The 23,012-nt window shown below is 49.9% G+C and carries 18 protein-coding genes, 6 pseudogenes and 1 other annotated feature; of the genes and pseudogenes, 14 read left to right on the forward strand and 10 right to left on the reverse strand.

The features are described from left to right. The first annotated feature begins 4 nt into the window (after positions 1–4). From GM30_RS08535 to ugd, 9 genes are all read left to right on the forward strand, one after another. Positions 5–1,258, forward strand: a complete 1,254-nt coding sequence (locus tag GM30_RS08535; RefSeq protein ID WP_049848265.1) for an O-antigen polymerase — start codon at positions 5–7, stop codon at positions 1,256–1,258. A 130-nt stretch (positions 1,259–1,388) separates the two neighbouring features. Beyond that, positions 1,389–2,495, forward strand: coding sequence for a glycosyltransferase (locus GM30_RS08540; RefSeq protein ID WP_049848266.1), 1,107 nt, complete (start codon positions 1,389–1,391; stop codon positions 2,493–2,495). A 42-nt stretch (positions 2,496–2,537) separates the two neighbouring features. Next, positions 2,538–3,572: a UDP-N-acetylglucosamine 4,6-dehydratase/5-epimerase gene (fnlA, locus tag GM30_RS08545; protein WP_049848267.1), complete on the forward strand. Its 1,035-nt coding sequence runs from the start codon at positions 2,538–2,540 to the stop codon at positions 3,570–3,572. A gap of 1 nt (position 3,573) precedes the next feature. Then, positions 3,574–4,677, forward strand: coding sequence for a UDP-2-acetamido-2,6-beta-L-arabino-hexul-4-ose reductase (gene wbjC / locus GM30_RS08550; RefSeq protein WP_049848268.1), 1,104 nt, complete (start codon positions 3,574–3,576; stop codon positions 4,675–4,677). Continuing rightward, positions 4,677–5,807, forward strand: a complete 1,131-nt coding sequence (wecB, locus tag GM30_RS08555; RefSeq protein ID WP_049848269.1) for a non-hydrolyzing UDP-N-acetylglucosamine 2-epimerase — start codon at positions 4,677–4,679, stop codon at positions 5,805–5,807. Before wbjC ends, wecB begins: the two co-directional genes overlap by 1 nt. Beyond that, positions 5,807–7,018: a glycosyltransferase family 4 protein gene (locus GM30_RS08560; protein WP_049848270.1), complete on the forward strand. Its 1,212-nt coding sequence runs from the start codon at positions 5,807–5,809 to the stop codon at positions 7,016–7,018. The genes wecB and GM30_RS08560 overlap by 1 nt, the downstream gene beginning before the upstream one ends. Beyond that, positions 7,005–7,403 (forward strand): WbuC family cupin fold metalloprotein, encoded by a 399-nt coding sequence (locus GM30_RS08565; protein WP_049848271.1) that lies wholly within the window; start codon positions 7,005–7,007, stop codon positions 7,401–7,403. The genes GM30_RS08560 and GM30_RS08565 overlap by 14 nt, the downstream gene beginning before the upstream one ends. 113 nt (positions 7,404–7,516) lie before the next feature. Then, positions 7,517–8,923, forward strand: coding sequence for an NADP-dependent phosphogluconate dehydrogenase (gndA, locus tag GM30_RS08570; RefSeq protein WP_049848272.1), 1,407 nt, complete (start codon positions 7,517–7,519; stop codon positions 8,921–8,923). Positions 8,924–9,161: 238 nt separating this feature from the next. Beyond that, positions 9,162–10,328 (forward strand): UDP-glucose 6-dehydrogenase, encoded by a 1,167-nt coding sequence (gene ugd, locus GM30_RS08575; RefSeq protein ID WP_049848273.1) that lies wholly within the window; start codon positions 9,162–9,164, stop codon positions 10,326–10,328. Between the two features lie 44 nt (positions 10,329–10,372). On the opposite strand, the gene GM30_RS08580 is transcribed toward ugd, so the two are convergent. Then, a complete protein-coding gene (locus tag GM30_RS08580; protein WP_049848274.1) occupies positions 10,373–11,377 on the reverse strand; it encodes an NAD-dependent epimerase in 1,005 nt (334 codons plus the stop codon). Between the two features lie 231 nt (positions 11,378–11,608). Between GM30_RS08580 and wzzB the strand changes: the two genes are divergently transcribed. Further along, positions 11,609–12,592: an LPS O-antigen chain length determinant protein WzzB gene (wzzB, locus tag GM30_RS08585; RefSeq protein ID WP_049848275.1), complete on the forward strand. Its 984-nt coding sequence runs from the start codon at positions 11,609–11,611 to the stop codon at positions 12,590–12,592. 42 nt (positions 12,593–12,634) lie between these two features. Here wzzB and hisE read toward each other — a convergent pair whose 3' ends face one another. From hisE to hisL, 9 genes and pseudogenes are all read right to left on the reverse strand, one after another. After that, a complete protein-coding gene (gene hisE / locus GM30_RS08590; RefSeq protein WP_049848276.1) occupies positions 12,635–13,144 on the reverse strand; it encodes a phosphoribosyl-ATP diphosphatase in 510 nt (169 codons plus the stop codon). Continuing rightward, positions 13,138–13,914 (reverse strand): imidazole glycerol phosphate synthase subunit HisF, encoded by a 777-nt coding sequence (hisF, locus tag GM30_RS08595; RefSeq protein WP_049848277.1) that lies wholly within the window; start codon positions 13,912–13,914, stop codon positions 13,138–13,140. The genes hisE and hisF overlap by 7 nt, the downstream gene beginning before the upstream one ends. Continuing rightward, a pseudogene (gene hisA / locus GM30_RS08600) lies at positions 13,896–14,620 on the reverse strand (1-(5-phosphoribosyl)-5-[(5-phosphoribosylamino)methylideneamino]imidazole-4-carboxamide isomerase). Before hisA ends, hisF begins: the two are co-directional and overlap by 19 nt. Next, positions 14,620–15,174, reverse strand: coding sequence for an imidazole glycerol phosphate synthase subunit HisH (gene hisH, locus GM30_RS08605; protein WP_049848351.1), 555 nt, complete (start codon positions 15,172–15,174; stop codon positions 14,620–14,622). The pseudogene hisA and the gene hisH overlap by 1 nt, the downstream one beginning before the upstream one ends. Positions 15,175–15,187: 13 nt before the next feature. Beyond that, the gene (hisB, locus tag GM30_RS08610) at positions 15,188–16,216 is read right to left on the reverse strand and encodes a bifunctional histidinol-phosphatase/imidazoleglycerol-phosphate dehydratase HisB (protein WP_049848278.1); all 1,029 of its coding nucleotides are present in this window, start codon (positions 16,214–16,216) and stop codon (positions 15,188–15,190) included. Next, positions 16,213–17,246: pseudogene (gene hisC / locus GM30_RS08615) on the reverse strand (histidinol-phosphate transaminase). Before hisC ends, hisB begins: the two are co-directional and overlap by 4 nt. Continuing rightward, a pseudogene (hisD, locus tag GM30_RS08620) lies at positions 17,243–18,456 on the reverse strand (histidinol dehydrogenase). The pseudogenes hisC and hisD overlap by 4 nt, the downstream one beginning before the upstream one ends. A gap of 5 nt (positions 18,457–18,461) precedes the next feature. Further along, positions 18,462–19,179: pseudogene (gene hisG / locus GM30_RS08625) on the reverse strand (ATP phosphoribosyltransferase). 36 nt (positions 19,180–19,215) lie between these two features. After that, positions 19,216–19,339 (reverse strand) — a sequence feature (His leader region). Continuing rightward, on the reverse strand, positions 19,315–19,362 hold the full coding sequence (gene hisL / locus GM30_RS27575) for a his operon leader peptide (RefSeq protein ID WP_124965863.1): 48 nt from the start codon (positions 19,360–19,362) through the stop codon (positions 19,315–19,317). It overlaps the preceding feature by 25 nt. Positions 19,363–19,538: 176 nt before the next feature. Between hisL and GM30_RS08630 the strand changes: the two are divergent. The 4 genes and pseudogenes from GM30_RS08630 (at position 19,539) to GM30_RS08640 (ending at position 22,926) form a co-directional block, all read left to right on the forward strand. Next, positions 19,539–20,368 (forward strand): annotated as a pseudogene (locus tag GM30_RS08630) (SDR family oxidoreductase). Positions 20,369–20,390: 22 nt separating this feature from the next. Then, a pseudogene (locus GM30_RS08635) lies at positions 20,391–21,354 on the forward strand (LysR family transcriptional regulator). Between the two features lie 176 nt (positions 21,355–21,530). Next, entirely contained in the window at positions 21,531–21,593 is a 63-nt protein-coding gene (gene yoeI / locus GM30_RS27845; protein ID WP_407830030.1) for a membrane protein YoeI, read from the forward strand. Beyond that, positions 21,583–22,926, forward strand: coding sequence for an APC family permease (locus GM30_RS08640; RefSeq protein WP_049848279.1), 1,344 nt, complete (start codon positions 21,583–21,585; stop codon positions 22,924–22,926). Before yoeI ends, GM30_RS08640 begins: the two co-directional genes overlap by 11 nt. Positions 22,927–23,012: the final 86 nt, after the last annotated feature.

The raw sequence follows: 23,012 nt of genomic DNA on the forward strand, positions 1-23,012 counted from the left end.
TATTATGATAAGTGTCATTTTTCTGCTTTTGGCATTCTGTTTTTATGTGATCATTTATGCCAAAAGCCATGATCTTCTTCATCCATTAGGAATAGGGGTCTTGCTGTGGTTTCTTGCCGCATCTCTTTCTAATGTAGAGACTTTATTTGATCCGTATCTGCAGGTCACTTTGAGTCTCAATACAAACATTGCAATTTTCTTTGGAGGTTTTTTCTTTTCTATTCCCTTTGTTTTTTCAAAAAAGATTGATAAAAATATATTTATATTCCAGAGATATAATTTTACAAACTCTTATCGCTATCTTTTCAATTTCTTTGCTTTATTATCATTTATAGCTTTCACGGTTAGATTTCAAAATGCGTTACTTACACCGCCTTTGCTATTTGGCACCACCGTTGACCTAAAAGAATCTGTACCTGATGCGGTTCCAATTATCAACTTTGCAGATGTTTCAATTCCATTTCTAGCGCTATTGTGCGTATTTGAACTTAAATATTCAGTTAAAGTTCCGGCAATAAGAAAATTTGTCCTGGTAGGATATATTATTTTTTGCATCATAACAACACTGGTTTATAAGGTCTCCAGAGGCGAGTTTCTCGCATTTGCTTTAGGGTTTATTTACCTTTTGTTAATTTCTAAAAGAATTAGCGTTAGACTGAGACAATTGATAATTGTGTGTTTGTTTTTTTCTCTATTTTTCTATATGGGGACTTTGAGAATATCTGGAGTAAGCCGTGTTTCAACCCAATTCGGTGAAGGGGCGCAGAGCATGGTTTTGAGTCAGATCTATACTTATATAGCAATGAATTTTCAAAATCTGAATGCGCTTATTACTTCGAATTTTGAGCCAACATATATATGGGGATCGTTGAGATTCTTCCTAAAGCCATTTTTCAGTGATTATTATGATAAAAACACCTTTGGCTTAACTGACTATTATACGCTATTCTTTAATGCTAAAACTTTTCTTTATTATTTCTACAATGATTTAGGTCTGGCGGGTGTTATTATCTATCCATTAATTATAGGTGTTTTGATACAAAGTCTATATAACAAGAGTGTAAACAATATAAAATATTTTGTTCTGATTGCATGTTTTATGAAAGCAATAGTATTTCTTTTTTTTGGAAATTATTTTTTTGGAGAGTTAGTAATAATGGCGGCTTATATTATAGTTTTTATTATTTTGCGCAATTGTGTTCTTACCGTTAATCCGCGTGTATGTATTGAGAAAAATACTTGTGACAATAATATGTGAATTTTAGCGCTTCCCTAAGTAACGCATTATCTTAAAAGGGATTGTCTGAGTTATCTTTCATAAAAGAAAAACAGTCTATTGGGAATTTTTTATTACAACCGCACCTAACAAATTTACCTTTGATAAAAACATGATCCTTATTAACGCAAGTAACTTATACGTTGGTGGAGGAGTGCAGGTTGCTGTATCTCTTCTAAATGAGTTCACTAAAAGTCTTTTTGAGTTTAAAGCCGTAGTATCCCCGGTGGTTTATGACCAACTTTCAATAGATACTAGAGTCAAATGCATTATAATTAATCAATCCCCTTCAAAACTATTTAATTTTGCTGATCGAAAAAAATTAGATGAGATTGTCAAAGAGAACAATATCAAAATTGTTTTAACAATATTTGGCCCTAGTTATTGGTCTCCCAAAAATGTAAAACATATAGTTGGGTTTGCACTTCCTTGGTTAATTTTTGCAAATCATAATTTATATGCTATTTTAAATTTGAAAGAAAAAATAAAATTCCTTCTTTTAAAATACTTACAACCGTATTTTTATAAAAAAAATGCAGATTATATAATTACTGAAAGCAAGGCAGTCTCCGAAAAAGTGCAATCTTTATTGCATTTTGATAATCAACGAGTTTTTACAATTTCAAATACTTTAAATGACAACTTCAGATATCCTGCGTTATATGATAATTCTATTTTAGATAAACTTCCGATAAAAAATAAAGACGATTTTTGGCTTCTTACGATTACTCATGATTACCCTCATAAAAATATGAAAGTAATCATTCGATTACTCGATAAGCTACCACGGAAGTTTAAATTCATTACAACTTTACCTGAATCTTTCAAAGAGGAATTGACCGAGGAAAAAAAAGAAAGAATTATAACTATAGGTAGAGTTAATAACAACCAGTGCCCTCCGCTTTATAATGCATGTGATGCGATGTTTTTACCAACATTACTTGAATGTTTTAGTGCTTCATATCTCGAAGCATTATTTATGAAAAAAATGGTGATTACCTCAGATCGTGATTTTTCTAGAGCTGTCTGTGATAAACATGCATTTTATTTTGATCCTTGTGATGTTGATGATATATGTAATAAAATAAAGGAAGCATCAATGTTATCAACAACAGAAAAGCAAAGTTTCACTGAAAGCGCTTTTGCACACGGTAATTCATTCTTAACAGCCCAAGAAAGAGCAGGCAAATATATTGAGTTGCTAGCTCATCTTAGATAACGGCTAAATCTTCAAATTATTCTTCTGATATTAGGGTGCAATATGTTTGAAAATAAAACATTATTAATAACTGGTGGGACTGGCTCTTTTGGGAATGCGGTTTTGAAACGCTTCCTGGATACGAATATTGCAGAAATTCGTATCTTTTCGCGTGACGAAAAAAAGCAAGATGACATGCGAAAAAAATACAATAATCCAAAGTTGAAATTTTATATTGGTGACGTTCGTGATTACTCGAGCGTCCTCAATGCCAGCCGTGGCGTTGACTTCATCTACCATGCTGCTGCCCTTAAGCAAGTTCCCTCCTGTGAGTTCCATCCGATGGAAGCTGTTAAAACGAATGTTCTGGGCACTGAAAATGTGCTGGAGGCTGCAATTGCAAATGAAGTTAAACGTGTTGTTTGCTTAAGTACTGACAAAGCTGTTTATCCAATCAATGCCATGGGCATTTCTAAGGCAATGATGGAGAAGGTGATGGTCGCAAAATCCCGTAACGTCAATAGCAGTAAAACAGTAATTTGTGGTACTCGCTATGGCAATGTTATGGCATCTCGTGGTTCAGTCATTCCATTATTTGTTGATCTGATTAAAGCAGGTAAGGCGTTAACAATAACTGATCCAAATATGACCCGCTTTATGATGACACTTGAAGATGCCGTTGACCTGGTTCTGTATGCATTTGAACATGGCAATAATGGAGATATTTTCGTTCAGAAAGCCCCCGCAGCTACTATCGAAACGCTTGCAATCGCACTGAAAGAACTGTTAAACGTGCCAGAACACCCGATTAATGTTATCGGTACGCGTCATGGAGAGAAGCTTTACGAAGCATTATTAAGTCGTGAAGAAATGATCGCTGCAGTTGATATGGGCGATTATTATCGCGTTCCACCAGATTTGCGCGATCTAAACTATGGGAAATATGTAGAGCAAGGAGATCGTCGTATTTCTGAAGTTGAAGATTACAACTCCCACAATACACAACGACTGGATGTAGAAGGGATGAAAAGGATGCTTCTTAAGCTTCCATTTATTCGAGCACTGCGTGCAGGCGAAAGTTACGACCTGGATTCATAATATGAAAATCCTGATTACTGGAGCTGATGGTTTTATTGGTCGTAACTTATGCTTACGACTTCAGGAAGCAGGGTATACTGACCTTGTTAAGATCGAGCGTGATTCCAGTTTGAGCGAACTTGAAACTGGACTGCAAGAGGCAGATTTTGTTTATCATCTTGCTGGCATCAATCGCCCTAAAAACATTGAAGAGTTTACTGAAGGGAACAGTAATCTCACCAAGCAGATTGTAGATTTTCTGTTGGCGAAACATAAAAAAATACCTATTATGATCAGCTCCTCGATACAGGCTGAATTAGATAATGTCTATGGTCAGAGTAAAGCTGTAGCAGAGAAACAAATAGAAAGATATGCTGCTGAAAGTGGAGCAGAATATTTTATTTATCGATATCCAAACGTTTTCGGTAAATGGTGTAAACCTAACTATAACTCTTTTATTGCAACGTTCTGCCATAATATCGCTAATGATATTGATATTACGATCAATGATCCATCATCGGTAGTTAATCTGGTTTATATTGATGATGTGTGCAAGGATGCGATAAAACTTCTTACAGGGATTATTGAAAGTGGATATAAGACAGTTTCTCCCATTTATACAACAACTGTAGGGCAAGTTGCGGAGCTAATTTATCGTTTTAAGGCCAGTCGTTCTACTCTTATCACGGAGGAGGTAGGAACCGGATTTATTCGAGCGCTGTATTCTACGTGGCTAAGTTATCTGCCGGTAGACAAGTTCTCCTATACCGTTCCTTCTTACAGTGATGCCCGAGGGATTTTTTGTGAAATGCTAAAAACGCCCTCAGCGGGGCAGTTTTCATTTTTCACTGCGCATCCAGGGATCACTCGTGGTGGACATTATCACCATACTAAAAATGAGAAGTTTCTTGTTATCCGTGGACAGGCATGCTTCAAATTTGAGCATATGATTACAGGTGAGCGTTATGAGCTGAATGTCTCTTCTGAAGAATTCAGGATTGTTGAGACGGTCCCTGGTTGGACTCATGATGTCACGAACATTGGAAATGATGAATTAATAGTAATGCTTTGGGCAAACGAAATTTTTAATCGTGATGAGCCTGATACGATTGCGAGACCACTATAATGAAGAAACTTAAAATTATGTCCGTCGTTGGGACACGTCCTGAAATTATCCGTTTGTCACGCGTTTTGGCTAAACTTGATGAACACTGTGAGCATATCCTTGTCCATACTGGTCAAAACTATGATTACGAATTGAATGAGGTTTTCTTTAACGACCTCGGTGTCCGCAAGCCCGATTATTTTTTAAATGCTGCTGGTAAAAACGCAGCTGAGACGATTGGCCAGGTCATCATTAAAGTTGACGAAGTGTTAGAAAATGAGAAGCCTGAAGCCATGCTGGTTTTGGGCGATACTAACTCGTGCATTTCTGCTATACCTGCGAAGCGGCGGAAAATACCCATCTTTCATATGGAAGCGGGCAACCGTTGTTTTGATCAGCGTGTACCTGAGGAAACTAACCGGCGCATCGTTGATCATACGGCAGATATCAATATGACCTATAGCGATATTGCACGTGAATATTTGCTAGCTGAAGGTATCCCTGCAGACCGGATTATCAAAACTGGTAGTCCTATGTTTGAGGTCCTTTCATACTATATGCATCAAATTGATAGCTCAGACGTATTGTCTCGTTTGAACTTACGCCCTGGTGAGTTTTTTGTCGTCAGTGCGCATCGTGAAGAGAATGTCGATTCTCCAAAGCAACTCATCAAGCTTGCTACTATTTTAAATACTATTGCTGAAAAATATAACTTGCCGGTCATTGTTTCAACTCATCCACGCACACGTAATCGTATTAATGAGCAAGGAATTACATTCCATCAAAATATCAAACTACTGAAACCGCTAGGTTTCCATGATTACAATCATCTGCAGAAGAACTCACGTGCTGTGCTGTCGGATAGTGGCACGATAACAGAAGAGTCTTCAATCATGAATTTTCCTGCTGTAAATATTAGGGAAGCGCATGAACGTCCTGAAGGATTTGAAGAAGCATCAGTAATGATGGTGGGTCTGGAATGCGAACGCGTACTTCAGGCGTTAGATATTCTGACAACGCAACCACGCGGAGAGACGCGTCTACTTCGTCAGGTTAGTGATTACAGCATGCCAAATGTGTCAGATAAAGTTGTCAGAATCGTTCACTCTTATACAGATTACGTTAAGAGAGTCGTCTGGAAAGAATATTGATGAAACTTGCTCTAATTATAGATGATTATCTGCCTGGCAGTACGCGTATTGCGGCAAAAATGTTTCACGAATTAGCTCAGGAATTTGTTCTTCGAGGACACGATGTTACTGTAATTACCCCTGATACGACTCTTCAGGAAAATGTGTCATTAGACATTTTTCAGGGGATCAAAACGTGGCGTTTTAAAAGTGGAGCGCTCAAGGATGTGAGTAAAACCCAGCGCGCTATTAATGAAACCCTTTTGTCCTTTCGTGCCTGGAAATCTTTTAAAAATCACATAACGAAAGATACTTTTGATGGTGTGATCTATTATTCCCCTTCGATCTTTTGGGGGCATTTAGTCAAGAAAATTAAGGCTCGTTGTAACTGTCCTGCGTATCTTATTTTGAGAGACATGTTTCCACAATGGGTTGTTGATGCTGGCATGTTAAAAGCGGGTTCCCCCATTGAACGGTATTTTCGACTTTTCGAGAAATTATCTTATCGTCAGGCAAGCCGTATCGGACTAATGTCCGAGAAAAATCTTGAAGTATTCCGGATAACAAATAAGGGGTACCCATGCGAGGTTTTGCGTAACTGGGCGTCACTGACACCAACGGTTCCGCCCCAGGATTATTTGCCACTGCGCAAGCGTCTGGGTCTCGAAGATAAAGTGATTTTCTTTTATGGCGGGAATATCGGTCATGCCCAGGATATGGCGAATTTGATGCGCCTTGCACGAAGCATGATGGAGTATCCACAAGCTCATTTCCTGTTTATTGGCCAGGGTGATGAAGTCGAGTTAATCAATGAGTTAGCGACTGAATGGGCATTGACTAATTTCACTTATTTACCTTCTGTTAATCAAGATGAATTTAAGTTTATCTTATCGGAAATGGATATAGGTCTATTTTCACTATCAGCCAGACATTGTTCCCACAATTTCCCTGGTAAGTTATTAGGTTACATGGTGCAGTCAATACCCATATTGGGTAGTGTGAATGTCGGTAATGATTTGCTCGACATCGTCAATCAGAATAAAGCAGGGTTTATCCATATTAATGGCGAGGATGATAAACTTTTTCATTCTGCACAATTAATGCTTCAGGATATTGATTTGCGCCACAAATTGGGTAAAGGCGCAAATGACTTACTGAAAGAACAGTTCTCAGTTGAGTCCGCAGCGCAAACGATAGAAATGAGGCTGGAGGCATACAATGCGGTTAATTGATAGCGATCAGCTTGAAGCACTATATGAACAAGCTGAGCAATCTCAGCGTTTGCGTTCACATCTTTTACTGCATAGCTCGCATCAGGATAAAGTGCAAAGGTTGCTTATCGCTCTGGTCAAGGGTAGTTATGTTGAACCTCATTATCATGAACTTTCACATCAATGGGAAATGTTCATTGTTATGCAAGGTCAACTTCAAGTCTGCCTCCATGACGACAGTGGAGAGGTCGTTAAGCGATTCATCGCTGGGGAAGATACAGGAATAAGCATTGTAGAATTTGCGCCGGGAGATATACATAGTGTCGAATGCCTGTCCCCACGAGCGCTTATGATGGAAGTGAAAGAAGGACCATTTGACCCCTCCTTTGCAAAGTCGTTTGTTTAGCCTGCCAGAAACGCATCTTCCGCTACCAGTGTAAGCATTTCCTGAGTTAACATCTAAGCCACATTTCAAGCCGCGCACGCGTCGCGGTGACCACACCTGACAGGAGTTTTGTAATGTCCAAACAGCAGATCGGCGTCGTTGGTATGGCGGTGATGGGGCGCAACCTGGCGCTCAACATTGAGAGCCGTGGTTATACCGTCTCTATTTTCAACCGCTCCCGCGAAAAAACTGAAGAAGTTGTTGCCGAAAATCCGGGCAAAAAACTGGTTCCTTATTACTCCGTTCAGGAGTTCGTTGAGTCTCTCGAAACCCCGCGTCGCATCCTGCTGATGGTGAAAGCCGGTGCGGGTACTGATGCTGCTATTGATTCCCTGAAACCGTATCTTGATAAAGGCGACATCATCATTGATGGTGGCAACACCTTCTTCCAGGACACCATTCGTCGTAACCGTGAGCTGTCTGAAGATGGCTTTAACTTTATCGGTACCGGCGTGTCCGGCGGTGAAGAGGGCGCTCTGAAGGGGCCATCCATTATGCCGGGTGGTCAGAAAGAAGCGTATGAGCTGGTTGCGCCGATNCTGACCAAAATCGCTGCTGTGGCAGAAGATGGTGAGCCTTGCGTGACCTATATCGGTCCGGACGGTGCGGGTCACTATGTGAAAATGGTTCACAACGGTATCGAATACGGCGACATGCAACTGATTGCTGAAGCCTATTCGCTGCTGAAAGGCGGTCTGAACCTTTCCAACGAAGAGCTGGCGAAAGTCTTCACCGAGTGGAACGAAGGCGAGCTGAACAGCTACCTCATCGACATCACCAAAGACATCTTCACCAAGAAAGATGAAGAGGGTAAATACCTGGTCGATGTGATCCTCGATGAAGCCGCGAACAAAGGTACCGGTAAATGGACCAGCCAGAGCTCGCTGGATCTCGGCGAGCCGCTGTCGCTGATTACCGAATCCGTCTTTGCACGTTACATCTCTTCCCTGAAAACGCAACGTGTTGCGGCTTCAAAAGTGCTGTCTGGCCCGCAGGCCAAACCGGCCGGCGACAAAGCTGAGTTCGTTGAGAAAGTGCGTCGTGCGCTGTACCTCGGTAAAATCGTCTCCTACGCGCAGGGCTTCTCTCAGCTGCGTGCCGCGTCTGATGAGCACAACTGGAACCTCAACTACGGCGAAATCGCGAAAATTTTCCGTGCAGGTTGCATCATTCGTGCCCAGTTCCTGCAGAAAATCACCGATGCCTATGCTGAGAACAAAGGTATTGCTAACCTGTTGTTAGCGCCGTACTTCAAGAAAGTCGCTGATGATTACCAGCAGGCACTGCGTGATGTCGTAGCGTACGCCGTACAAAACGGTATTCCGGTGCCGACGTTCTCCGCCGCGGTTGCCTACTATGACAGCTACCGCTCTGCGGTACTGCCTGCGAACCTGATTCAGGCGCAGCGTGACTACTTCGGTGCTCACACATACAAACGTACCGATAAAGACGGTGTGTTCCACACCGAGTGGCTGGATTAATCTGATTTAGCCTTAGTGCGACATGAAGCCCGAAGCTTGTCTTCGGGCTTTTTTATGCCTGCTATCGCTGACTTTTCTCGTCACCCGATCTGTCAACCGCGGCTCAATGTCTTGTCTGATAAGGGATTCAGCGCCTTGACAGTGCGTTGACGGAAGAGGTAAAACCCCACTCAGTCCTTGATTATCGTGACGGCAAACGCGCCGTCGCCACGGTTAACCTCACATAAGTTGCAATCGAATGAAAATAACAATTTCCGGTACTGGTTACGTTGGCTTGTCAAACGGCATCCTGATCGCACAACACCATGAAGTCGTGGCGCTGGATATCGTGCAGGCCAAGGTGGATATGTTGAATCAGAAACAATCCCCTATCTTCGATAAAGAAATCGAAGATTACCTCTCTAATAAACCGCTGAATTTCCGTGCGACGACCGATAAGCACGACGCATATCGCAATGCCGACTATGTGATTATCGCCACCCCGACCGATTACGATCCGAAAACGAACTACTTCAATACGTCTTCCGTAGAAGCGGTGATCCGCGATGTTATCGAGATCAACCCGAAGGCGGTGATGGTGATTAAATCCACCATTCCGGTGGGGTTCACCAACTCAATTAAAGAACAGTACGGTATCGACAACGTCCTTTTCTCGCCGGAATTCCTGCGTGAGGGGCGCGCGCTGTATGACAACCTGCATCCGTCACGTATCGTCATCGGTGAACGGTCCGAACGTGCTGAGCGTTTTGCCGCGCTGTTGCAGGAAGGGGCGATTAAAAAAGATATCCCGACGCTGTTTACCGATTCCACCGAAGCGGAAGCCATCAAACTGTTTGCTAACACGTATCTGGCGATGCGCGTTGCCTACTTCAACGAGCTGGACAGCTACGCGGAAAGCCTGGGGCTGAACTCTCGCCAGATTATCGAAGGCGTATGTCTGGATCCGCGCATCGGCAATCACTACAACAACCCGTCATTCGGCTACGGTGGTTATTGCCTGCCGAAAGACACCAAACAGCTGCTGGCTAACTATGACCAGGTGCCGAACAATCTGATTTCGGCAATCGTTGATGCTAACCGTACGCGTAAAGATTTTATCGCTGACTCTATTCTGGCGCGTAAGCCGAAGGTCGTGGGGGTGTATCGCCTGATCATGAAGAGCGGTTCCGATAACTTCCGTGCCTCTTCCATCCAGGGGATCATGAAGCGTATCAAGGCCAAAGGGGTCGAGGTCATCGTCTATGAGCCGGTGATGAAAGAAGATGAGTTCTTCCGTTCCCGCGTGGTGCGTGATCTCGACGCGTTCAAGAAAGAAGCAGATGTGATTGTTTCCAACCGTATGGCAGAAGAGCTGGCAGACGTGGCGGATAAAGTGTACACCCGCGATCTGTTTGGCAACGATTAATCCTTTCAATGTATTTAACCCCCGGCGTCCGGGGGTTAACGAAATCACACCTTGTAGAATTCGCGATACCAGTCCACGAAGTTTTTCACCCCGTCTTTCACAGATGTCTGCGGCTTAAAGCCAATCACCTCATACAGCGCTTTGGTATCGGCGCTGGTGTTCAGAACGTCGCCTGGCTGAATCGGCATCATATTCTTGACTGCTTCGATGCCTAACGCCTCTTCCAGCGCAGTGATGTAGTCCATCAATTCGACCGGCGAGCTGTTACCGATATTATAAACGCGGTAAGGGGCGGAGCTGGTTGCCGGCGATCCCGTCTCGACGGTCCATTCCGGGTTGGCTTCAGGAATCACATCCTGCAGACGAATAATGGCTTCGGCGATGTCATCGATATAGGTGAAGTCGCGCTTCATCTTACCGTAGTTGTAAACATCAATGCTTTTGCCTTCAATCATCGCTTTGGTGAATTTAAACAGCGCCATATCGGGGCGTCCCCACGGTCCGTAAACGGTGAAAAAACGTAAGCCCGTAGTGGGAAGACCGTAAAGGTGAGAGTAGGTATGCGACATCAGCTCGTTGGCTTTTTTGGTCGCCGCATACAGCGATACCGGGTGATCAACGGAGTCATCTGTCGAGAATGGCATTTTGCGGTTCAGGCCATAGACCGAGCTGGACGAGGCATACAGCAGATGCTGAACGCGGTTATGGCGGCAGCCTTCGAGGATGTTCAGATGCCCGATCAGGTTTGACTCAGCATAGGCATGCGGATTCTCCAGCGAATAACGCACACCGGCTTGCGCGGCCAGGTGAATAACGCGATCAAACTTCTCGCTGGCGAACAGGGCTTCCATGGCGGCGCGGTCCGCCAGATCAATTTTATGAAAGCTGAACAGCGGAGAGACGAGTCTGTCGAGACGCGCCTGCTTCAGACTGACATCATAATAGTCATTGAGATTATCGATTCCCACCACCTGATGTCCTGCGTTCAGCAATCGCCCGCTGACGTGAAAACCGATAAAACCGGCGGCTCCTGTTACCAGATATTTCATAGCATTCCTCAATACACGCGTTCAGGAAGGCACTCGCACCTTCAGCTATAACGAAAGGCAAAATAATACCCGCCGAAGGTGAAAAAAGATAATCATAATCTACAATTAGCATAGCCACCGAAACAGGTAAATTCCTCGAAAATCAGGATAAATTCTGATAGTAATCGGCAGGTTAATCCGTAAACTAAATCACTTTGTGGGTATTCCATCTTTGTCCTATATAAGGTCCATATGACACAAGATAACTATAATGGGTCGGACGCACGCCGTGTCGATTCCGAACAGATTGATTTAATTGACTTAGTGGTACAACTCTGGCGTGGAAAAGTCACGATCGGAGCCTGCGTTATCATTGCAATTCTTCTCGCCACCGGATACCTGTTTGTGGCGAAGGAAAAATGGACATCCACAGCCGTAATCACTCAGCCTGATACCGCGCAAATCGCCACTTACAGCAATGCGTTAAATATTATTTATGGCATGTCTGCGCCAAAAGTATCGGATGTACAGGAACGCGTTATCGATCGCTTTAATTCGTCGCTTTCTGCGTTGTCTGAATCGCTGAATAACCAGGAACAACCGGAAAAGCTCACTGTCGAACCGATTGTGAAAACGGAAAAAGTTCCTTTACAGGTGACCTACGAAGGGCAAACCGCCGAAGCGGCGCAGCAACAGCTGGCTAAGTATATTCAGTTTGTTGATGAGCAGATTGCAAAAGAGCTTGATGTTGACCTGAATGACAACATCAAGTTGCAAATCGACACCCTGAGTGATTCCCTTAAAACGCAAGAAACTGTTGCCCAGGAGCAGAAAGATCTGCGCATTAAGCAGATTCAGGAAGCGTTGAAATTTGCTGAGCAGGCCAACATCACCAAGCCGCAGGTGCAACAGACGCAGGATGTGACACAGGATACGATGTTCCTGCTGGGAAGCGATGCGCTGAACTCAATGATTCAGAATGAGTCCACGCGCCCGCTGGTATTCTCACCGGCTTACTATCAAACGAAACAGACGTTGCTGGATATTCAGAACCTGAAAATCGATCCGACCACTATTCATGCTTATCGCTACGTCATGAAACCTGATCTGCCGATTCGTCGAGACAGCCCGAAACGCGCGTTGACGCTGGTGCTGGCGGTTCTGCTGGGGGGAATGATTGGTGCAGGTGTGGTGCTGGGGCGCAATGCGATACGCAGCTATCGACCGAAGCAGTAACTGAGATAAAAAAACGGGCAGCAATGCCCGTTTCACTTCCCACTATTTATGCCGCGTTCGCAGATTTTCAATTACGGCAGTTAAATCCAGATCCTGATCCTGCAGCAGTACCAGCAGGTGATACATCAAATCCGACGCTTCGTTAGTCAGCTCGAAACGATCGTGTACCGTCGCTGCCAGCGCGGTTTCAACGCCTTCTTCACCCACTTTCTGCGCGATACGCTTGGTTCCACTGGCATACAGTTTCGCGGTGTAGGAGCTGGCCGGATCGGCGGGTTTGGGNCCAACCGGGTTCGCCAGTACCAGCAGCGTGTCGTTATCGCAGTCCGGCGCGATGCTGACCACGTTCAGCACGTTGCCGGAGGTTTCTCCTTTGGTCCACAGGCGTTGTTTGGTGCGGGAGAAAAAAGTGACTTTACCGGTCTCCTGCGTTTTCGCCAGCGCTTCCTGATTCATATAGCCCAGCATCAGCACTTCGCCGGATACTGCGTGTTGAATAATGGCGGGCATCAGTCCGTCGGTTTTTTGCCAGTCCAGTTGTTCAGTTAACATACCCTGATCTCCACGCCCTGTGCTGCCAGGTACGTTTTTAATTCACCAATATTAATGATTTGCTTATGGAACACGGAAGCGGCCAGCGCGCCGTCAACGTTCGCCACGCGGAACGCATCGAGAAAATGTTCCATCGTGCCCGCGCCGCCGGAGGCGATCAGCGGCACATGGCACACCTCACGCACCTTTTTCAGCTGCTCAAGGTCGTAACCGTTACGCACGCCGTCCTGGTTCATCATGTTGAGGACGATTTCCCCGGCGCCGCGCCGTTGCACTTCCTGCACCCAATCCAGCGTTTCCCATTGCGTCACGCGGGTGCGGGATTCATCGCCGGTATATTGATTGACGTGATATTTGCCGCTGTCGGCATCAAACCAGGTATCAATCCCCACCACAATGCACTGCACGCCAAAGCGATCCGCCAGACGGGTAATCAGTTCCGGGTCGGCGAGAGCAGGGGAGTTGACCGAGATTTTATCCGCGCCAAACGACAGAATTTTCGCCGCATCCTCCGTCGATTTAATGCCACCCGCGACGCAAAACGGAATGTCGATGACTTCCGCCACCCGCGCCACCCAGCTTTTATCGACCACCCGGCCATCGCTGGAGGCGGTAATATCATAAAACACCAGCTCGTCGGCGCCTTCTGCCGCGTAGCGCTGCGCCAGCGGCACAATGTCGCCGATGATTTCGTGGTTACGGAACTGAACGCCTTTCACCACTTGCCCGTCACGCACGTCAAGACAGGGGATTATCCGTTTTGCCAGCATTGAATTGCCTCCGTGACGTTAAATTTACCTTCCAGCAGCGCGCGACCCACAATCACGCCGCGCACGCCAGTACCGCGCAGGGCGGCGATATCCTCCAGGCCGCCGATCCCGCCGGACGACTGAAACGCCACCTGCGGATAACGGNNTACAGCGAGACGTTTGAGCCTGCCAGCGTGCCGTCGCGGGAGATATCGGTGCACAGCACATGTTTCAGGCCAACCGGCAGATACGTGTCTACCAGCGCTTCCAGCGTTACGCCGGAATTCTCCTGCCAGCCGCTGACGGCGACCTGTTTGTTGCCGTGTTCGTCGATGCGCACGTCCAGCGCCAGCACCAGTTTTTCCGCGCCGAAGCGAGTAAACCAGCCCTTCACGATCTCCGGGGATTTCACCGCCGTCGAGCCAATCACCACGCGCGACACGCCCGCGTCCAGCAGGGCCGCGACGTCATCTTCGGTACGAACGCCGCCGCCGACCTGCACCGGGACAGCAACGCCCGCCACCAGCGTTTTAATCAGCGGGATCTGCCGTTTCGCCGGATCTTTCGCGCCGGTGAGGTCAACCAGGTGCAGCACCTCAGCACCCTGCGCCGCATAGTCCTGCAAACGCGGCAGTGGATCGGTGCCGTAGTCGCGCTGCTGGCCGTAATCGCCCTGATGGAGACGCACCACCGTACCGTCAATTAAATCTAAAGCAGGAATGATCATCACATCTCCAGAAAGTTTTTCAGCAGCTGAGCGCCCGCTTTACCCGAACGTTCAGGGTGGAACTGGACGCCAAAGAAGTTATCTTTCTGCACCGCCGCCGTGAAGGCATCGCCATACTCACAGCGGGCGATGGTGTACGGATTCACCGCCATCGCGTAGCTGTGGACAAAGTAGAAGTACGCGCCATCCTCGATATTACGGAACAGCGGATTACCGGCCTTCGCATAGACGCGGTTCCAGCCCATATGCGGCAGCGGCAGACCGCGGTCGATCATTTTCGGCACGTCCTGGTCGATAATGCCGAGCATATCGACGCCACGCGTCTCTTCGCTGCGACGACCGAGCAGCTGCATGCCGAGGCAAATTCCCAGCACCGGCTGGGTGCAGGCTTTGATCAGTTCGATAAGTTCCCGCTCGCGCAACTGGTCCATCGCCGCCTGCGCGGTGCCGACGCCAGGCAGAAACAGTTTATCGGCGCGCAGGACGATCTCCGGGACACGGCTGACCACCGGCTCGTAGCCGTGACGGCTGATGGCTGATTTCACCGAATTCAGGTNNCCACGTTCATCACAGCACTCCTTTGGATGACGGTAACGCGTCGCCCTCAACGCGAATGGCCTGGCGCAGGGTGCGTCCGAAGGCTTTGAACAGGCTTTCCACGCGGTGGTGATCATTCTTGCCTTTGGTTTTCAGGTGCAGCGTCACGCCCATGGTGTAGGAGAGCGAGCGGAAAAAGTGCTCGATCATTTCAGTGCTCAAATCGCCCACGCGCTGATAGGTGAATTCCGCGCGGTATTCGAGGTGCGGACGACCGGAAATATCCAGCGCGCAGCGCGCCAGGCACTCGTCCATCGGCAGGGCAAAANTCAGCGCTTCACCGAGCGCCAGACCGGTGTCTTCCACCGTGTGGTGATCGTCGATGTAAAGATCGCCTTTCACTGCAATCTCAAGGCGGAATCCGCCGTGGGTGGCAATCTGGTCGAGCATGTGGTCGAAGAAACCGACGCCGGTGTTAATTTTGCTGCCGCCTTCGCGATCCAGCCATACCTTGACGTCAATTTGCGTCTCGCGGGTGACGCGTTCAACGTGCGCGTAGCGATCACGCTTCGTCAACTGGCTGCCAATCGCCTGCCAGTTCAGCGTGTCGCGGTTGTAGAGCAGGCCGGTGATGCCCATGTTGTCCGCCAGCGTCACATCGGTGGCACGGTCGCCAATCACATAGCTGTTGGCGGTGTCCATCACGCCCGCGTCCAGCCAGCGGGTGACCATCTGCGTTTTCGGCTTGCGGCAGTCGCAGTTGTCCGCAGGTAAGTGCGGGCAGATCAGCACGTCATCAAACACCACGCCCTGTGAGGTAAGGATCTGCATCATCAGGTTATGCGGGCCGTCAAAATCCGCCTGCGGGAAGCTGTCCGTGCCCAGGCCATCCTGATTGGTGATCATCACCAGCTTAAAGCCCGCTTTCTGCAATGCGAGCAGTGTCGGGATGACGTCCGGCTCAAACGCCAGCTTGTCGAACCGATCGACCTGAAAATCACTCGGTGGCTCGGCAATCAGCGTGCCGTCACGGTCAATAAAGAGAAACTTCTGGGTCATACGCTCTCCGCTCTCAAGGCATCAATCACGCGCAGGCTTTCGTCGCGGGTACCGATGGTTATCCGCAAACAGCCGCTTAATGTCGGGTGTCGGGTCTGNNGGATTTAAAGACTGCGCTGGAGGCGGTGATGCGCACCAGAATGTAGTTGGTTTCTGAATCGAAAACCTGCTCAACGCAGGGGATGTCGCGCAACTGGCCGATCAGATACTGGCGCTCGTCGATGATCTGCGCCACCCGCTGGCGCATGGCGACGATGCCGTCCTGGCTCAGTGCCTGTGCCGCGATGTCCGCCACCGGCGTGGAGAGCGGGTAGGGGGCGATGACTTTCATCAGCAGGGCGATCACCTCTTCGCTGGCGAGGGTAAAACCGCAGCGCAGTCCGGCGAGGGCAAAGGCTTTCGACAGCGTGCGCAGCACCACGAGGTGCGGATAGTCGGCGATCCAGCCCGCCAGCGTCGCCTGCGGGCAAAATTCAATATAGGCTTCGTCGGCGACCACCAGCGCTTTACCGCGCGTCATTTCCAGCAGGTCGCGCATGTCCTGCGGGTTGATGACCTGCCCGGTCGGGTTGTTCGGGCTGCAGACGTACACCACTTTCACGCCATCCAGTTTTTCCGCAATAGCCGGTAAATCGAGCTGCCAGCCTTCTTTGGCCTGAACGGTACGAGACTCAACGCCGAAGGTCTCCGCGCTGACGCTGTACATGCCGTAGGTCGGCGGGCAGAACAGAATGGCGTCTTTACCTGGCTCGCAAAACGCGCGAATTAACAGTTCGATACCTTCGTCCGCGCCGCGGCTGACCAGCACCTGTTCCGGTTTTAGTCCGGCGTAGCGGGCGTAGTTGTCGATCACCGCTTTCGGCTGGCATTCCGGATAACGGTTCAGCGTTTGTTGTGTCAGGCCAAACGGCACCGCGGTGGGAAACTCGTTGGCGTTCAGCCAGACGTCGCCTTTACCGCCAAGACGGCGGGCCGACTGATACGGCGTCAGATTGCGGACGTTCTCGCGGGCTAATTCTTCAATGCTCATGCTTGCTCCTTGAGGGCTGCAACACGCAGCGTCACGGCGTTTTTGTGGGCAGTCAGACGCTCGGCCGCCGCCAGAATTTCAATGGTGCTGGCGAGGCTCGCGAAACCGTCGTGGGAGAGCTCCTGCACGGTCATGCGCTTCTGGAAATCGGCGAGGCCAAGGCTCGAACAGGTCGCGGTGTAACCATAGGTCGGCAACACGTGGTTGGTGCCGGAGGCATAGTCGCCCGCCGATTCCGGCGACCAGTCGCCAAGGAACACCGACCCGGCGCTGGTGATACCGTCAACCAGCTCACGCGCGTTGCGGGTCTGGATGATCAAATGTTCCGGGCCGTACTGATTGGATATCGCCACACACTGGGCGATATCTTTCGCCACAATCAAACGGCTGGCAGAGAGCGCCTGACGGGCCGTTTCCGCACGCGGCAGGGCAGTCANNGATCCGACGCCACAAAATCTGGCGTTGCGCCGCTGTCGGCAATCACCAGCACTTCCGACGGACCGGCTGGCATGTCGATGGCTGCGCCGTCGAGACGCTGGCTCACCTGACGCTTGGCTTCCGTCACATACGCGTTGCCCGGGCCAAAAATTTTATCGACCGCAGGCACGGTTTCGGTGCCAAACGCCAGCGCGGCGATGGCCTGCGCGCCACCGACGTTAAACACCTCCTGCACCCCGCAGAGCTGCGCGGCGTAGAGAATTTCATCGGCAATCGGCGGCGGCGAGCAGAGCACCACGCGTTTGCATCCGGCGATACGCGCCGGGGTGGCGAGCATCAGCACCGTGGAAAACAGCGGCGCCGAGCCGCCAGGAATGTACAACCCAACGGACGCCAGCGGGCGCGTCATCTGCTGGCAGCGCACGCCGGGCAGCGTTTCCACATCGATGATCTGCAGCTGTTGCGCCGTGTGGAAGGTATCGATATTTTTCACCGCGACCGCCATGGCCTGCTTCAGTTCATCGCTCAGACGTTCGCCCGCCGCCGCCATTGCGTCAGGCGTCACCTTCAGCGACGCAACGTCGGGTTTATCAAAGCGGGCGNGGGCGCTGTATTCACGCAGCGCATCATCACCACGTGTTTTCACATTCTCCAGAATCTCCACCACGCTACGGGTGATGGCGTCTGACGCAGACATCGCCGGGCGCATCAGCAGTTGACGCTGTTGTTCGGGGCTGCACTGGTTCCAGTCGATAATCGTGTTGAAGCTCATGGCAGTCACTCCATCATCTTCTCAATCGGCAGTACCAGAATCGAGCTGGCACCAAGCACTTTCAGTTTTTCCATCGTCTCCCAGAACAGGGTTTCGGTGCTGACCATGTGCATCGCCACGCGCTGCTGATCGCCGGCCAGCGGCAGAATCGTCGGGCGTTCGGCACCTGGCAGCAGGGCGATGACTTCGTCGAGACGCTCGGTGGGCGCGTGCAGCATGATGTATTTGGATTCGCGCGCCTGAATCACGCCCTGAATGCGGGTCAGGAGCTTGTCGATCAGCTGCTGTTTCGCGTCTTCCATTTCGCCGTCGCGCTGGATGAGGCAGGCTTTCGAGCGGTAAATCACTTCCACTTCACGCAGGCCGTTGGCTTCCAGCGTCGCCCCGGTAGAAACCAGGTCGCAGATGGCATCCGCCAGACCGGCACGCGGCGCGACTTCTACCGAGCCGTTTAACAGACAGGATTTAAACGAGATGCCTNNGCTCTTCTTCCAGCACGTTCTCGCCAATAATGCCGAGGTCAACCACGCCGTCCATCACCAGACCGGGGATGTCATCGTCGCGTACGCGCAGAATATCGATGGGCATATTTTCGGCCAGCGCAATCAGACGCTGGGTGTGAAGATTAATTTTTATGCCGCAGCGGGCCAGTAATTCGCGTGAGTCGTCGCTCAGGCGCCCTGATTTCTGAATAGCTATGCGTAAACGGCTGTTGTCTGACATTGTTATTTCCTCTGTATACCTGTCTGAAAGCGAACCAAAAAAAAGCCCCCGGAAGATGATCTTCCGGGGGCTCTCTCTTGCGTTCATGCACCACTGGAAGATCTGAATGTCTTCCAGCACACATCGCCTGAAAGACTAGTCAGGATGATGGTGATGATGGTGGTGTTTAAATTGAACGCTCATAAAATTCTCATTGAATGCTTATTCACTCTATGCCTTTTAACCTAAACCACTTTTGTCCTCTAAAGCAAGGGCTTTTTTCCATCCATTATTGAATTCATATTGATGCTATGAATTGTCAGTTCCGGTGGGCTGGCGTAGCCTTAATGGAGGAGACCGAATGAGTCAGGAGATAACGCATGAAAAAAGTCGCGATTGTCGGATTAGGGTGGTTGGGGATGCCGCTGGCGCTGTCATTAACCGCGCACGGCTGGCAGGTCACGGGCAGTAAAACCACCCAGGATGGCGTGGAGGCGGCAAGGATGTGCGGAATCGACAGCTATCCTTTACGGCTGGAGCCTCAGCTGGTCTGCGAAACGGAAGATCTGGATGCGTTAATGAATGTGGATGCGTTGGTGATCACGCTGCCGGCGCGGCGCAGCGGTCCGGGTGAGGAGTTCTATCTGCAGGCGGTGCAGGAGATCGTCGACTCCGCGCTGGCGTACCACATTCCGCGGATCATCTTCACCAGTTCTACGTCGGTGTACGGCAATGCCAGCGGGACGATTAAAGAAAACACCCCACGCGAGCCGGTGACCGCCAGCGGTCGGGTGCTGAAAGAGCTGGAAGACTGGCTGCACCATTTGCCGGGCNGGGCACATCGGTTGATATTCTGCGACTGGCCGGGCTGGTGGGGCCGGGGCGGCACCCGGGGCGGTTCTTCGCTGGCAAACAGGCGCCGGACGGCGAGCATGGCGTCAACCTGGTGCATCTGGAGGATGTGATTTCCGTGATTACGCTGCTCTTACAGGCTCCGAAGGGGGGACACATCTATAATATATGTGCACCGAAACATCCTTCGCGTGCGGTGTTTTATCCGCAAATGGCGAGGGAACTGGGGCTGGAGCCGCCTTCCTTCGTTGCCGGAGACAGCAAAGAGAAAGGGAAAATTATCGATGGCAGCCGGATTTGCAATGAACTCGGTTTTGAATATCAGTACCCTGACCCGCTGGTAATGCCGATGGAGTGACGTACCGGCGGGTCCATNGCCACTGCTGGATGTCCTCATCATTCTTGATGCGCTTGAAAAAGAGGGGAGCTTTGCTGCGGCATCGGCAAAGCTCTACAAGACGCCCTCGGCGCTCAGCTATACCGTTCATAAGCTGGAAAGCGATCTCAACATTCAACTGCTCGACCGCAGCGGCCACCGCGCCACCTTCACCCGCACCGGCAAACTGCTGCTGGAAAAAGGGCGTGAAGTGCTGCACAGCGTCCGCGAGCTGGAGCAGCAGGCCATCAAACTTAACGAAGGCTGGGAAAACGAGCTGATTATCGGCGTTGACGACACCTTTCCGTTTTCCCTGCTGGCACCGCTGATTGAAACCTTCTACCAGCGCCACAGCGTTACCCGGCTAAAATTCATCAATGGTGTGCTGGGCAGCTCGTGGGACGCGCTGATCCGCGGTCGGGCCGACATTGTCGTCGGGGCGCTGCGCGATCCGCCGCCGCAGAGCGGGTTTGCATTCGAAGCGCTGGGCGAGCTGGAGCAGGTTTTCGTTGTTGCGCCGCATCATCCGCTGGCGCAGGAAAACGAACCGCTCAGCCGTCGAACCATTAAGCGTTATCGTGCCATCGTGGTGGGTGACAACTCCTCGCCTGAATATCCGGCATTCCGCCAGTTACTGGAAGATCAGGACGCCATCACCGTTTTTGATTTCAAGACTAAACTGGAATTGCAAATCAGCGGCCTGGGGTGTGGTTTTGTGCCACGTTATATGGCACAACGTTTTCTCGACAGCGGGGCGCTGACAGAGAAAAAAGTCGCGTCGTTTTCGGCAGTTGACCCGGTGTGGATCGGCTGGAATGAACAGACCGCCGGGCTCGCCAGCGCGTGGTGGCGGCAGGCTATTTTAGCAAATAGTGCCATTGCGGCGGTCTATCAGAAACAGCGCGTTTAAAAATCAAGCAGTTATTGAAAAGTTTTCTTTGACGGCGCTCGCATTCTCTTGTTTTTAGTAAATGTTGAGGGCACAATACGCCGCCTGCAAAATCAGAGACTAACCGACGTTTTTTTAACTCGTCGGTTATTTTTTTGCATCGCGTTTCGTCATTTAAAACCAAGAGGCCGGGCTTCGTACCGGATAGATACTTACCAAAAACCGACAGTTGTTGTCGCTGAGGATTCCAGAACAATGGGGCAATTTTTTGCTTACGCGACGGCATTCGCCGTAAAGGGGGATGACCATGTCGCATAACGTTACTCCAAACACCTCTCGCGTGGAATTACGTAAAACGCTTACGCTGGTTCCGGTTGTCATGATGGGTCTTGCCTATATGCAACCGATGACGCTGTTCGATACATTTGGTATCGTGTCAGGCCTCACTGACGGTCACGTTGCGACGGCTTATGCCTTCGCGCTGATCGCAATTCTCTTTACTGCGCTGAGCTACGGTAAACTGGTTCGCCGTTTCCCGTCTGCTGGCTCGGCGTATACCTACGCTCAGAAATCCATCAGCCCGACCGTGGGCTTTATGGTGGGCTGGTCGTCGCTGCTGGACTACCTGTTCATGCCGATGATCAACATTCTGCTGGCGAAAATTTACTTCGAAGCACTGGTGCCTTCCGTACCGTCGTGGCTCTTCGTGGTGGCGCTGGTGGCCTTTATGACCATCTCTAACCTGCGCAGCATCAAGACCGTTGCCAACTTCAACACCCTGATTGTTATTCTGCAGATGGGGATTGTGGCGGTGATTGTGGGCCTGATTATCTACGGTGTCTCCCATGGCGAAGGTGCCGGTACGCTGACCAGCACGCGTCCGTTCTGGTCTGAAGGCGCACACGTGGTGCCGATGATCACCGGTGCGACGATCCTGTGCTTCTCGTTCCTCGGCTTTGACGGCATCTCTTCGCTGTCTGAAGAAACCAAAGATGCCGAGCGCGTGATCCCGAAAGCGATTTTCCTGACGGCGCTGATTGGCGGTCTGGTGTTCATCGGGGCCTCTTACTTCCTGCAACTGTACTTCCCGGATATCTCCCGCTTTAAAGAGCCGGACGCGTCACAGCCGGAAATCATGCTGTACGTGGCAGGCAAAACCTTCCAGTGGGGCGTGCTGATTTTCTCCAGCGTGACCGTACTGGCATCCGGTATGGCGGCACATGCGGGCGTTTCCCGCNNCCGCGACGGCGTCTTCCCGACCCGCTTCTTCGGCTACATTCACCCTAAATGGCGTACTCCGGCATGGAACGTGCTGCTGGTGGGCGCAATTGCGCTGCTGGCGATTAACTTTGACCTGGTGACCGCGACGGCGCTGATCAACTTCGGTGCGCTGGTGGCCTTCACCTTCGTTAACCTCTCGGTGATCTCGCAGTTCTGGATCCGTGAGAAGCGCAACAAGACGCTGAAAGACCACTTCAACTACCTGGTGCTGCCGGTGTGTGGCGCGCTGACCGTGGGTGCGCTGTGGATTAACCTGGAAGAGAGCTCGATGGTGCTGGGCCTGATCTGGGCCGGTATCGGTCTGGTGTATCTGGCCTGTGTGACCAAAAGCTTCCGCAACCCGGTACCGCAGTATGAAGACATCGCGTAATTAACGCGCTGATCGATAGAAAACCGGAGACACTTGAACTGTCTCCGGTTTTTTTTTGCGCGTATCCATAACCAAACGCTCTATGT

The organism is Trabulsiella odontotermitis (assembly GCF_001188485.1).
Classification (GTDB): domain Bacteria; phylum Pseudomonadota; class Gammaproteobacteria; order Enterobacterales; family Enterobacteriaceae; genus Trabulsiella; species Trabulsiella odontotermitis_A.

Coding starts and splice junctions, on each gene's coding strand:
- GM30_RS08535 (WP_049848265.1), top strand. CDS start 5: ATGATAAGTGTCATTTTTCTGCTTTTGGCATTCTGTTTTTATGTGATC.
- GM30_RS08540 (WP_049848266.1), top strand. CDS start 1,389: ATGATCCTTATTAACGCAAGTAACTTATACGTTGGTGGAGGAGTGCAG.
- fnlA (WP_049848267.1), top strand. CDS start 2,538: ATGTTTGAAAATAAAACATTATTAATAACTGGTGGGACTGGCTCTTTT.
- wbjC (WP_049848268.1), top strand. CDS start 3,574: ATGAAAATCCTGATTACTGGAGCTGATGGTTTTATTGGTCGTAACTTA.
- wecB (WP_049848269.1), top strand. CDS start 4,677: ATGAAGAAACTTAAAATTATGTCCGTCGTTGGGACACGTCCTGAAATT.
- GM30_RS08560 (WP_049848270.1), top strand. CDS start 5,807: ATGAAACTTGCTCTAATTATAGATGATTATCTGCCTGGCAGTACGCGT.
- GM30_RS08565 (WP_049848271.1), top strand. CDS start 7,005: ATGCGGTTAATTGATAGCGATCAGCTTGAAGCACTATATGAACAAGCT.
- ugd (WP_049848273.1), top strand. CDS start 9,162: ATGAAAATAACAATTTCCGGTACTGGTTACGTTGGCTTGTCAAACGGC.
- GM30_RS08580 (WP_049848274.1), bottom strand. CDS start 11,377: ATGAAATATCTGGTAACAGGAGCCGCCGGTTTTATCGGTTTTCACGTC.
- wzzB (WP_049848275.1), top strand. CDS start 11,609: ATGACACAAGATAACTATAATGGGTCGGACGCACGCCGTGTCGATTCC.
- hisF (WP_049848277.1), bottom strand. CDS start 13,914: ATGCTGGCAAAACGGATAATCCCCTGTCTTGACGTGCGTGACGGGCAA.